This is a genomic window from Parvibacter caecicola, assembly GCF_003725335.1.
In the GTDB taxonomy this organism is placed as follows: Bacteria; Actinomycetota; Coriobacteriia; order Coriobacteriales; family Eggerthellaceae; genus Parvibacter; species Parvibacter caecicola.
Genome location: NZ_QIBY01000020.1, coordinates 1 through 12,327, shown reverse-complemented (window position 1 = coordinate 12,327; position 12,327 = coordinate 1). Strand labels below are relative to the sequence as shown.

Here is a 12,327-nt window from a genome sequence, read left to right as displayed (position 1 = left end):
GAAGTGCGCGGAGGCGGGTGGCAATTGTGCGGGGGGGGCGGGGAACGCGCGGTTGGGGGCGCAGGCGGCGGTCAATTGTCGTAGCCGCTTGCGACAATATGGCGCGGTTGCTACTATGGGGCATCGCAGAAGTTGCATGCTGGGGCGGCGAGGGGAGCGCGTTTCGCGCACGGCGTCGCGGCAACGAGAGGGGCGCGTTGTTCAACGAGCTGACCATAGCCTACCTGTTTTTAGGTGGAACCGGAGGCGGCACTCTGGCGGTGCTGTGCTCGGTCTCGCTGTGGGAGGCCTTCCGCCCTTCGGTGCGTCGGGTGCACTTTTCCCGCCAGTACGGGCAGATTGCCTGGGGTGCCTGCTTGTTCATTTTGGTGCTGGCGGTGCTGTGCCTGTTGTTCGACATGGGGGTTCCCGGGCGGGCGCTGGGCTTCCTGTTGCCGCAAACGTTCACTGTGACCACCCTTGGGTCGTGGGCATTGCTGATCAGCCTGGCGCTGGGCGCGATTTTCTGGATTGTCTCGGTGTTCGACGGCATTGCCATCTGGCGCGGCGTTGCCATTGCGCTGGCGATTGTGGGCATTGTCGCTGGCCTCACGGTGGCGCTGTACACGGGCGCTCTGCTGCAGCAGATGGTGTCGGTGCTGGCGTGGCAAACCCCGCTGGTGCCGCTGCTTTTCTGTCTGTCGTCGCTGTCGTGCGGCTTGGCGGTGGCGGCGGGCATGGTGGGTTTCGTTCCGGCGCGCGCCCATTTCATGCAAACCATCGAGGTGCTCCTGCGGGCCGACTGGCTGGTGATTGTGCTGGAGCTGGTGCTGCTGGCGGTCTATGTTGGCTGGCTGTTCTCAAGCACTGCCACCGCGCACTTCGCGCTGGCCATCACTGTGGGATACGAAAGCCTGCTGTTCTGGGGCTTTCTGGTGGGCTGCGGACTGGTGGTGCCGCTTTTCGTCGAGCGATCGGTCACCTACTCCAACCACCGCACGCAGTTGCTGTTCGTGGCGCTGTGCGTGCTGGCGGGCGGCTTGGCCCTGCGGCTTGTGGTGGTGGGGCTGTTCCCTCTGGACGTCACCCAGGCAGCCGACGCGGTGTTTCGCGCGGCGGACTCGGCGGCTTCGGCGGTGGCGCCGGGCATAGCTGGCGGGTAGGGCGCAGATGCTGCCGCGGGGTTGTGCCCCTGCGGCTTTCGGATACGGATCTGGTTGGTGCGTGAAAGGATGCGAACCATGAAGAGAGGCAAGCTGTCTCGGATGATAAAAGACGCCCCCTACGAGGCACGGGACAGCCAGGCGGAAGCGTGGGCGGCCAACTCCTATGTGCCGCGTAAGTCATCACGCAATGGCGCCACCATTTTCTCGCTGGCGCTGTTTTTGGCAACGGGGGCAATCGTGCTGGGGGTGTCCTACCTCACCAGCGGCCGCGTTACCCTCATCGCGCTGTTACTGGCGGCGCTGATGGCGTTGCTGGTGGTGTCGTCTGTGCATACGGCGCTCTCTTGGGAGAAAGTGGTAGTGCTGCGGCTCGGTAACTTCAACCGCGTGGTGGGGCCGGGGCTGTACTTCACCATTCCCGTGATTGAGCACGGCACCATCCGCGTTGATCAGCGCACCATCGCCACGCCGTTTTACGCCGAGAAAACCCTCACCGCCGACCTGGTGCCGGTGACGGTGGATGCGGTGTTGTTCTGGGTGGTGTGGGACGCGCAGAAAGCCTGCACCGAGGTGGAAGACTACTATGCCGCCGTGTCGTTCTTGGCCCAGACGGCCTTGCGCGAGGCGGTGGGCCGTTCCACGGTGGCCGAGGTGGCGCTGCGCCGCGACCAGCTGGACGCCGAGATAAAGGCCGACATCGAGAAGGAAGCGGCCGACTGGGGCCTGGACATCATTGCCGTGAAGGTGCGCGACATCGTGATTCCCGACGAGCTGCAAGAGGTGATGAGCCTGGAGGCTCAGGCGGATCGCGAGAAGAACGCCCGCATGACCGTGGCGGCCGCCGAAGTGGATTTGGCCGATATGCTAAAAGAGGCGGCAGCGCTGTACGGCGGAGAGGACGCGGCCATGAAGCTGCGCACCATGTTGATGCAATACGAGACGGTGCGCAAGTCGCGCGGCGCGGTGGTGACGGTGCCAACTGCCATTAGCGACGGTTTTGTAGAAGGAGAAGGAAAGCCGCGTTCCGTCTAAGCAAAAGACCAGGTAGAATGCTTACAGGCAGTGAGAGGCAACCTATGACACCCAACCCGTTAACAGAGTTCGAGATTGATCAGAACAGCGGTATTCCCACTTGGATCCAGGTGAAGAACCGGCTGTCCTATCTCATTGGGTCGGGGGCTTACCAGGAGGGGGACCAGCTGCCCACGGTGCGCGCGCTGGCCATCGATTTGGACATCAGCTACAACACTGTGAACCGCGCTTATCAGGATTTGGAGCGGGAAGGCTATATCTCCACTCGCCGCGGACGAGGCACCTTCGTTTCTCAGCGGAAGGAGTGCGGGGCCGACCGCCGTACCACTACGCCAGTGGAGCTGGTGATAGACGACATGATTCGCGCCTGCATGAACGAAGGCCTGGACGACGATGACATCCTGGCCATGGTAGGCGCCCGCCTAAACTACCGCAAATACGCCTAGAGTAAAAAGGGCGTCAGGTGACAGGGGGACGTTCACTTTTGTCACCTGGTGACAAAAGTGAACGTCCCCCTGTCACCCCCGTGTGTTTGCGCTTGTCAAAAGGTGCCTTCAAATAGAATAAAGACAATGCTTGATTGTCGCAATTAGTTGTGACAATATGACACTCATGGAATTTGGCCGATTCTAGAGGGAGGTTGTCGAGCTTGGGCTCGGCAGCAAGAGTTAAGGGGGAGGAAGGCTGGATACCACTGTCGCGGCAGCGCCGTTGGCCCATGGGGAACCCGCCGTTCTTCCCTTTCGATTTCCATCGAAGGAGGAGCAATGTCAAACCAGGCAAGTCCGAAGGCAAGCCTATCGCGCAGAAGCTTCCTGAAAACCGCGGGTGTAGTAGTTGGAGCTACTGCGGCCGTTGGTTGCGGAAGCTCGCTGGTGGCTATGGCCGAAAACGCGCCGCAAGCCGCTGCTCAGGAAGAAGTCTATCGTGGGGTATGTCGCCCCAACTGCTTTGGCTTCTGCCATCTGAATGTGCATGTGCACGATGGCAAGGTGATGAAAACTACCCGTGCGCCTTATAACGAGGCCTGCTACAGCCGCATTTGCCAGCGCGGCCTTTCCCATGTGCAGCGCATTTACGATCCGCAGCGCTTGCAGTACCCCATGCGCCGCGTGGATGGCACCGAACGTGGCGCCGGCCAGTGGGAGCGTGTGAGCTGGGATGAGGCGCTGAGCGAAATCGCCAGCAAAATCCAGGAAATCCAGGGCAAGTATGGTGAGGCTTCCGTAGCTTTCCTCACCGCTTCTGGCAACCAGTCCGCCGGCGTTACAGGCGCTTACAGCCGTCTGTTGGCGCTGCTGAATGCCTCCAATATCGGCCCCTGCCTGGACATGGGCAGCTATTATGGCATGAATGCGGTGGCCGGCACTGCCGTCGGTCCCATGCTGGGCTACATGATGTGGAACGGCAACGAGCCCACCGACGCCAAGAACGCCAAGACCATTATCACCTGGGGTGCCAACGTTACCGATGCCCAGATTCAAAACTGGCATCTGGTGAAAGAGGCCCAGGAGGCTGGCGTGAAGCTGGTGGTTATCGACCCCATTTACACCCAAATCGCTTCGAAGGCCGACCTGTGGATTCCCATTCGTCCTGGTTCCGACACGCTGCTGAAGATGGGTCTGATGCAAATCGTACTGGAGCGGGAAGCACAGGATGTGGAGTTCCTGAAGGCCCATACGGTGGCACCCTTCCTGGTGAAGGAGAGCGATGGCATGTTCCTGCGCCGCTCTGACACCGGGGTGGCTCCGGTGGACACTGGCCAAGTGGACCCCACTACCCAGCAGCCCATCATGGACGACCCGTTCATGGTGCTGGCCGGCGGTCAGCTGGTGGAACTGCGCGACGGCGTAGATCCGGACATCGAAGGCAGCTATAGCCTTGACGGCGTGAATTGCCGCTGCGCCTTTGATTTGCTGAAAGAAAGCCTGCAGCAATACAGTCTGGACCAGATTTCCTCCATGACGGAAATCCCGATGGACACCATCAACCAGCTGGCTGATATCGTGATCGATGGCCCCGTGTATCATTACGAGGGATATGGCCCGCAGGCATACAACAACGGCGGACAGACCACCTCTACCGGCCTTACTTTGTGCGCCCTGCTGGGCAACCTGGGCAAGCCGGGCGCATCCTACGGCGCTTTCTGGGGCTTGGGCCTGGCTGGCAGCATGGGCGATCCCACCTATACCGCGCCCAACGGTCCTTCTACTGGCCTGAACATCGCCAGCGTAGACCTGAAGAACGTGGTGGAAACCGGCGACTTCCTAGGCACCCCTGCCAACATTAAGATGCTGTGGATATACTCCGCCAATCCGTTGAACACCCATACTGATACGGGCGCTTTCACCGACATCATCATCCCGGCTATGGAGTACGTGGTTACTGCCGATTCTATGATGACCGACACCGCCGCCTATTCCGACATGGTGCTGCCCATTGCTCAGTGGTTTGAGCTGCAGGAAATAGCCAATGCTGGCCAGTGCATGTCCTACAACTTCAACGAAAAGGCCATCGAGCCTCCCTACGAATGCAAGTCGGACTTCGATATCATTACCGAACTGGCGCCGAAGCTGGGTCTGGGCGACTACTTCACCATGACCAATGAGGAGGCGCTGGAGCATCAGTTTTCTGGACCGTTGCCGGAAGCCTTGGGCGCCGATTATGCCACGCTGAAGGAAACCAAGCAGGTGCGCTTCATCATGGGCAATGCCGAAACCGCTCCTTATATCGCCTACGAGGGCGGTGTGTTCCCGACCGCCACTGGCCGTTTTGAGTTCTACCGCGAAACGGTGCTGCCCCGCGTGGCTGCCACCGTGCAGCCCACGCCGGAGCAGATCCAGGCAGAGCGCCTGCCCCACTTCGAGCCGCCGCTGGAGGCTTGGCCCGAGAACCCGCTGTATTCCACTTACCCGTTTGTGCTGATGAGCGAGCGCCCGCGCTATCGCGTGCATTCCCAGTGGTTCGCCACCCCGCTGTTGCGCGAGATCGACCCCGAGCCCATCGTGAAGATTAACCCGGCGGACGCCCAGAAGAAGGGTATTGGCGACCAAACCTATGTGGAGTGCTTCAACGACCGTGGCGCCGCTGTAGCCAAGGCCATCTACTCTGAGGCCATTCGTCCCGGCACGCTGGTATACCCGAAGGGCTGGCAGCTCACCCAGCACAAGGGCGGCGGTTGGTCGTACCTCAGCTCTACTGAGTACGATCCGTTCATCGTGAACAACAACTTCATGGACGTGTTGTGCGACATTCGTCCTTGGGAAGGAGCTGATGAGTAATGACGCGCCTTGGCTTCGTTATTGAAAGCAAAGCTTGCATCGCCTGTCATTCCTGTGCAGTGGCTTGCAAGGTTGAGAACAACTTGCCGGATGAGGTGTGGTGGAACCGCATCCTTACTGACGGCGGCCCCAACATGGATTCGCCGGCCGGCACGTATCCGAACCTGTCCATCTCCACGGTGCCCATGGCGTGCCAGCACTGCGAGAACCCGGCTTGTGTGAAGGTGTGCCCGGTGGGCGCTACCTACAAAGACGCCGAGACCGGCGTGGTGCGCCAAGACTACGACAAGTGCATCGGCTGCCGCATGTGCGTGGCCGCCTGCCCCTACACCGGTGTGCGCAACTTCAACTGGGAAGAGCCCAAGTACGCCATCGGACAGCCCATGGGCGCGCTGGACATCCCCGTGCACGAGAAGCACGTGGTGGAGAAGTGCACCATGTGCTGGCATCGCCTGGCCAAGGGCGAGCAGCCGGCGTGCATCGAGCCGTGCCCCGCGCGCATCCGCCACTTCGGCGACTTCGACGATCCTAACTCTGAGGTGTCGAAGCTGGTGCGCGAGAACGAGTGCTCGCAGCTGCTGGAAGACCGCGGCACCAACCCGTCCGTCTACTACGTGATGTAGGTTTTTGGTTCCGGTGGCCGCGCGGCCACCGGAACCACTCGGCGCCGCGGCGCACTGTGGCCACCCGCCCTTGCCTTTCGGGGCAGTTGCGGGAGCCGCAGTGCCCCTCGCTCGCGTCGTTGGACCTGCAAAGTTTGACTCTTTCTTAAGGAGAATCTCATGACTGAAACAACTGCGGCGGTTGCCGCGAAGGGCGGCAAGGGCGTAACAGCCGGCATCATCATCGCCGCCATCGTGGCCGCCATCGGCATTGCGCTTTGGGTGGTGCAGATGTCTGGCGGCATGATCCAGACCGCCATGCGCAACCTGGATTCCTGGGGCCTCTACATCACCATGTTCATGTTCTTCGTGGGCCTGTCCGCCGGCGGCCTGATCATCTCGTCGGTGCCCAAGGCCTTCGGCATCAAGGGCTTCGGCGGCATCTCGAAGGTGGCCGTCATGACCTCCATCGCCGCCACCGTGGGCGCCATCGGCTTCGTGGTGGTGGACATGGGCCAGCCCCTGCGCGTGTGGGAGCTGTTCGTGTACTCCAACCTGGGCAGCCCGCTGATGTGGGACATCATCGTGCTGATGGTGTATCTCATCCTCTCCTGCGTGTACCTCTGGGCCCAGATCGCCGCCGAAAAGGGCAAGGTCTCCCACGCCGCCCTGCGCGTCATCTCGGTCGTCGCGCTCGTTTGCGCCGTGATGGTGCACTCCGTCACCGCCTGGATCTTCGGCCTGCAGCAGTCCCACGAGATGTGGCACACCGCCCTTCTGGCCCCCTGGTTCGTGAGCTCGGCGCTGGTCTGCGGCACCGGCCTCGTGATCTGCGCCGCCGTGGCCTTGCGCGCCGCCGGCTACCTCACCTGGGAACAGGCCAACCTCGTGAAGCTGGCGAAGCTGCTGGCCGTGTTCCTGCTGGTGGACCTCTACTTCTTCGGCTGCGACCTGCTCACCGAGGGCTTCCCGGCCGCTTCCGGCGCCGAGATCGTGTCCATGTTGGTGTCGGGTCCCTTGGCCCCCTTCTTCTGGGGCGAGATCGTCCTCTCTGTGCTGGCCGTGATCATCTGCGTGGTGCCGCAGCTGCGCACCTCCCCGCTGCTGGCGGCGGCCGGCATAGCCGCGATACTGGCCATCTTCTGCAAGCGCGTGCAGCTGCTGGTGGGCGGCTTCCAGGTGGCCAACATCGACTGGCCCGCCGTGCTCACCCCCTACACCGTCACCGACTGGGAGGGCAACATGGCCCAGGCCTATCAGGGGCTGGTGTACTGGCCCACTCCCATCGAGTTCGGCATCGCCCTGGGCGTTGTGGGGCTGTCCTTCCTGGTGTTCTTCCTGGGGCTGAAGCTGCTGCCCCTGAAGCCGGCTGACGAGTAGTCGTCACCCAACATCGCCTTCCCAAACCGATGCGGGTTTGCGAGGGAGGGGGCGTCCTTCGCGGGGCGCCCCTTTCGCATAAGCGGCCAGTGCCATCAAGGGCCGCTGCGCGATTTCGTCCGAAACAGACAAGGGATGTCCTGGCATGCGTGCCGCCGGACTTTAGAGGTTGAAACTTTGTAAAAATAGCAAGGTGATAGCGATTGCCTTTTGCTAGTGAGTATGACAGTATATGACAGAGAGAACTGCAAGGGAGAGCGAGAGAGGGGAACTCGTGAAGAAGGCTCTCATCACTTTAGGAGTGCTTCTGGCATTCTGCGTGGCAGTTGTGGGGGTGGGGTTCGCCCTGGAGCCGAAGAGCGCCATTGCCCCCATCGCCGTAGACTCGCCGTGTCCGGCCACCGGCTGTGCCAGCGGCACGTGCCACGGTTTCGACAACGTGCCCGAGCCCGATGGCATCACCCAGATGACCTGCCCGGAGGCCGGCTGCCAAAGTACCGAGTGCCACGCTTGGGACAGCCTTACCAACCGCTATCACCAGGCTTCGGATGCCAGCCTTAACGTGTGGATCCTGATGCCGGTGGCCTTAGTGGTGGGCTTGATTATTGTGGTGAACGTTTTGTCGCGGAAGGAGGGCAAGAAATGACCGATTCCGCAACTGCAATGACGGGAACTGACCCTCAGGAAGAAATCCAGAGCGATGCCCAGTTGGCAGCGGAGCTTGCGTCCGATGAGCTGAATCCCAAGGCGCTTTCCACCCCCGGACGCAAGCGTCTCGCTCGCAAGCGATTGGTGTTCGATGTTGTGGTGCTGGCGGTGTATTTAGCTTCGGCCAATCCCGGCATCACCGGCATCCCCGTGCACGAGTGGGTGGGCCTGGGCGCCTTTGTGCTGCTGGCCGCCCATTGCGCTGCCCGCGGCATGTGGCGCGGCACCGGCGGCAAGGGGCTGGGCCTCACCATACTGAACGTGCTGGTGCTGTTGGTGACTGCGCTGTGCGTGGTGTCTGGCGTGATGGTTTCCGGCACGGTGCTGCCCGCCTTCGGCCTGTTCGCCGATGGCTACTATTTCTGGGATCCGCTGCACGCCGTGGCCGCCAAGATGCTGTTGGCGCTGCTGCTGGTGCACGTGGCGGTGCACATTCCCTGGATTGCCGGCGCTTTGAAGAAATAGCCCACTTCATGCGGCGGGGGTGCCTAGCGTGCCCCCGCTTTTTCTGCGCATAGGGCCCCTTTAAGGTGGCGCTGCACTATACTTTTGCTAATACCACATCATGAAAGGATGGATATGGCTATCGATAAGGAAAACGCCAGCGTATGGGCGACGGCTTGGGAGATGGCGGCGTTCTCGTTCCGCTACCCGAACCGCGAAACCGCCGAGGCGGTTGTGTCCGGCGAATGGACTGCCGCGGCCGTGGAGATTGTGGAAGCGCTGGGCGGGAAGCTGCCGGAGGGCTTCGGCCAGCTGCCCGTGATGGAAGAGGCCCAGGACGCGCCGCAGGAATCCGACGCCATCGTGGACACCTTCCTGCACACCATTCGCGCTGAGGCAACGCGCCTGTTCGTGGGGGCGCCCACTCCGGCGTGCTCGCCCTACGAGGGCGTGTGGCGGGCCGCCGATGACGGCGTCCAGCCGCTGCTGTTCGTGAACCCCCACTCAATGGAAGTGGAGCGCTTCTGCAAGGCGTGCGGCTTGGGACGCCCCGAGGGCACCAACGAGCCGCTGGACCACGTGGCCACCGAGTGCGAGCTGATGCAGTTTCTGGCGGCGTTGGCTGCCGGCGCGGCGCTGCCGGAGGAAAGCGGCATCACGGTGGATCAGTTGCCGGACGGTTCGCCCGAGGCGGCATACGACCAGTTCCTCATCAGCCACGTGGACATCTGGATGCCCCGTTTCGCTGACAAGGTGATGGAGGAGGCCCGCGTGCCCTTCTATGGCGCCGCTGCCGAGTACCTAAAGGTCATCTTGTCTCTGGCGAAGTAGCTGCCGGCGCTGCCCCCCCCCCGCGGCAAACTTGCTGCTAGCGCTGCCCCGCGTAGAGTGGAGCGGTTGCTGGTGTCGCCCCCCCCGTACGGGGTGGACCGGTGCTACCGATGCTGCCGTACAGGACGGAGAGCCGCTGCCGGCGCTGCCCCTGCGTGCGGTGCCGCGGTCGCCGGGGGGGGGGGTACGATGCTCCTATGCGGTGGATGTTGGCAGGGGCGCTATGCCCTGCGATTCCGCTGGAATAGGCAGGCGGGAACTCAAGGATTTCGGCAGATTGAATCCGTCGAAGACCGTGCGAAAAGCGCGCCCCATACCCGATGCGAACGAAAGCCCCCGGCCCGAATGTGGGCCGGGGGCTTTTTCATGCCTGGAAGGGACGGGACGAAGGTCTCATTTTGCCCGCATACGTATAATGGCTGGAATAACCGGCTATCCCAGCAATGATTCGAATGCCCGTCAGCATCTTGCCCCTCTGCGCAGTCCCAGAGCCGAGCCGGTGCTCCTTGAGGCGGGAGCACCCGAGGAAGGAGCGTGGACCACGAACGCCCTTAAAAGGGGTGTTCGCCATCTGGAGACCCTTGTGTCTCTTGTCACGATTCGTCCCTTCCTGCAGCGAGCGAGCCCCATGCCGTAGAAATTGTGCGGGACGGCTCATCTTTTGCGTACAAAACCGTCGATCTCATGCAATCGCGTACCCTGCTTGCGCAAAACTGACGGTTTTGTACGCAAATGGGGACACGCACCGGCGCATCGCCTGCCCTTCGGGAAAGATGGCGTTTTAGCACCATGAGTTTCCCCAGGTCAAAGCGCAGGAATCATTGGCGCACCACAGCGAGGCGTTTGCTCTGCCCAGGAAAAGGCCCGAAATGCGTACAAAGCCGTCAGTTTTGTGCAGGGCTGGCTGACTTTTGCATAAAAATGACGGTTTTGTACGCAGAAGCGCAGGAGCCAACGTGTCACGGAGGCAGGCTCCCGCGTTGAGCGCGATGAGGGAGATGGCGTGGCTCAGGGGGTCAGATGTGGCGCGACGTGGCAAGGAATGGAGAATCCAGGGGGATAGGATCCACGTGCTGTGGACGCGCCGTGGCGGCGGGGCGCGCCGTGGCAGGGGCGGCGTGGCGATGGGGCATGCCGCCCTTTTCGCTTATCCGACGAGAAGGCCTTGGGGGCTAACGGCTATGGGGTGGCAGGCGGGATAGCCCAACGTGCGGTCGAGAGCTGCAGCGAATTCGCCGGCGCAGTGATTGGGCACGAAGGCCAGCACGCTGCCACCGAAGCCGCCACCATGGATGCGCCAGGAGCCTTCCCTCTGTAGCAGTGCGGCACATACGGCCTGGATGACCATGGCCGGTTGCGGTGGCGTAGCTTGGGCGGCCTCGGACGGGAGAACGGCGGGGCCAGCTTGGGCGGGGGAGGATGAAGGGAGGGCATCGGTTTCCCGTAGGAGATTGCCTGCGGGTTGAGGGCTGACATTTTGCAGGAACATGGCCGACGACGCGCCGCTTTCGCCCGCCATCTGGACAAATGCGGCGAAGTTACCCTCTCGGAGGGCGGTGGCTTGCTGTTGCACGCGAGCGTTTTCATTGAAGTAGTGGAGGGCGCGCATGGCGGCAAGGTCGCCCACGGCTTCGCGAACTTCGGGGAAACGTGAGAGCAGCAGGTTGGCCCCCACGTCTGCGAGCCGGCGTTTGCCGAACAAGGCCGCCACCTGCAGCATATCGGAGGGGATGCTGTTGAACTGCGCGGTGTATTGGGAGTGGTCGCAGCGGCTGTCGATGAGCATGAGCGCGTAGCCGCTGGCGGCGAAGTCGGCGGAAATGGGGGTCACTTGCGGTGGATTCTCCAAGAAGTCTAGCGCCACGATGCCGCCGAACGCCGACGCCAGTTGGTCTTGGGCGCCGGTGGGTTTGCCGAAGTAATGGGCCTCGGCGAATTGACCATCGAGCGCCAATTGCACCAGTTGGCCGGGAGTGGGGGCGGCCTGGCTGCCTGTGGTCGGCGGGTTAGGCAGAGATAGAATCTCTGCCCTACGAAAATCGAAGGAAGCGTTGCTGGCAATTGCGGCTTCATCGGACCATGCGGTGGGGGAGAAGGCGGCCTCGGTGGGCTCGGGCCAGCTGGTGAGGGTGGACGCGGGGGCGCTGTTGGACTCGGTGGGCGCAGGGCGGCCGGTGGCCATGGCGGCAGAGACGCTGGCGGCTTCGGGGGGAGCGGGCCAGCCGGCGGTGGCGGTTTCGCGAATGAGGGCGCCCATCAGCACCTCGAAGGCGGCGGAGGAGGACACGCCGCAGCCAATGGGGATTTCCGAAACCACTACGGCATCGAAGCCGGCAGGCGTTCCGCCGTGCTGGGCATAGGCGGCCGCCATGCCGCGGATAAGGGCCGTGGAGCTGTTGAGCTCAGCAGGCACGGGGACCAGGTCGTCCAGGTTTACCTCGGTGCGGCCGAATCCATCCATCCACACGCGCGCCATGCGGGAGCCATTGGGGCATGCCAGGCCGTAGACGCGGCGGTTCAGCCCGGCGGAAATGGTGTGTCCGCCCTGGTGGTCGGTATGGTTCCCCGCCAGCTCGACGCGGCCCGGGGCGCTGGCCAGCACGGCGTTTTCGCCCAGGGTGCCGAAATTCTGACGGAATAGCCCCTCCATCTGAGGGCGAATTTGTTCGTGGGTTTGACTCATGCGTTCACCTTTTCGAGAAATGCGGCCCATCCGGCGCGCCCAATTTCATCATCTTTGAACACGCCGGTGCAGGCAAGCACCTGGGCGAACGCGGCCGTAACCGCATCCTGCATCCACGGGGCAAGAGGGGAGGGGCCGTCTGACGGCGAACCGCTGGGGATTGAGCGGCGGAGGGCTGCGCGGCGGCGTTGGTAGATGGCGGTGGCCCAGGGGGCGTGGGG

At 62.6% G+C, this 12,327-nt stretch carries 11 protein-coding genes; 9 read left to right on the top strand and 2 right to left on the bottom strand.

Translation table 11 applies throughout. From position 1 onward, the window contains the following. The first annotated feature begins 197 nt into the window (after positions 1-197). The 9 genes from nrfD (DMP11_RS08810) to DMP11_RS08770 all read left to right on the top strand — a co-directional run bounded on the left by nrfD (DMP11_RS08810) (position 198) and on the right by DMP11_RS08770 (position 9,423). Entirely contained in the window at positions 198-1,142 is a 945-nt protein-coding gene (nrfD, locus tag DMP11_RS08810) for an NrfD/PsrC family molybdoenzyme membrane anchor subunit (RefSeq protein ID WP_161555348.1), read from the top strand. Positions 1,143-1,220: 78 nt separating this feature from the next. After that, complete coding sequence (locus DMP11_RS08805; RefSeq protein WP_123186123.1) at positions 1,221-2,177, top strand: slipin family protein; 957 nt, start codon at positions 1,221-1,223, stop codon at positions 2,175-2,177. Between the two features lie 44 nt (positions 2,178-2,221). Then, positions 2,222-2,623 (top strand): GntR family transcriptional regulator, encoded by a 402-nt coding sequence (locus tag DMP11_RS08800; RefSeq protein ID WP_123186122.1) that lies wholly within the window; start codon positions 2,222-2,224, stop codon positions 2,621-2,623. Between the two features lie 321 nt (positions 2,624-2,944). Then, on the top strand, positions 2,945-5,458 hold the full coding sequence (locus DMP11_RS08795) for a molybdopterin-dependent oxidoreductase (protein ID WP_123186121.1): 2,514 nt from the start codon (positions 2,945-2,947) through the stop codon (positions 5,456-5,458). Then, a complete protein-coding gene (locus DMP11_RS08790) occupies positions 5,458-6,081 on the top strand; it encodes a 4Fe-4S dicluster domain-containing protein (protein WP_123186120.1) in 624 nt (207 codons plus the stop codon). The genes DMP11_RS08795 and DMP11_RS08790 overlap by 1 nt, the downstream gene beginning before the upstream one ends. Before the next feature lie 159 nt (positions 6,082-6,240). Next, on the top strand, positions 6,241-7,440 hold the full coding sequence (nrfD, locus tag DMP11_RS08785; RefSeq protein WP_123186119.1) for an NrfD/PsrC family molybdoenzyme membrane anchor subunit: 1,200 nt from the start codon (positions 6,241-6,243) through the stop codon (positions 7,438-7,440). Positions 7,441-7,714: 274 nt separating this feature from the next. Further along, positions 7,715-8,086: a hypothetical protein gene (locus tag DMP11_RS08780; RefSeq protein WP_123186118.1), complete on the top strand. Its 372-nt coding sequence runs from the start codon at positions 7,715-7,717 to the stop codon at positions 8,084-8,086. Next, positions 8,083-8,613: a DUF4405 domain-containing protein gene (locus DMP11_RS08775; RefSeq protein ID WP_214647068.1), complete on the top strand. Its 531-nt coding sequence runs from the start codon at positions 8,083-8,085 to the stop codon at positions 8,611-8,613. The genes DMP11_RS08780 and DMP11_RS08775 overlap by 4 nt, the downstream gene beginning before the upstream one ends. Positions 8,614-8,727: 114 nt before the next feature. After that, on the top strand, positions 8,728-9,423 hold the full coding sequence (locus DMP11_RS08770; protein WP_123186117.1) for a TorD/DmsD family molecular chaperone: 696 nt from the start codon (positions 8,728-8,730) through the stop codon (positions 9,421-9,423). 1,147 nt (positions 9,424-10,570) lie between these two features. Here DMP11_RS08770 and DMP11_RS08765 read toward each other — a convergent pair. Further along, on the bottom strand, positions 10,571-12,106 hold the full coding sequence (locus tag DMP11_RS08765) for a galactokinase (RefSeq protein ID WP_161555347.1): 1,536 nt from the start codon (positions 12,104-12,106) through the stop codon (positions 10,571-10,573). Next, positions 12,103-12,327 (bottom strand): hypothetical protein (locus DMP11_RS10435; RefSeq protein ID WP_235869438.1); only part of this gene is annotated, 225 nt, incomplete at its 5' end. The genes DMP11_RS08765 and DMP11_RS10435, both read right to left, overlap by 4 nt.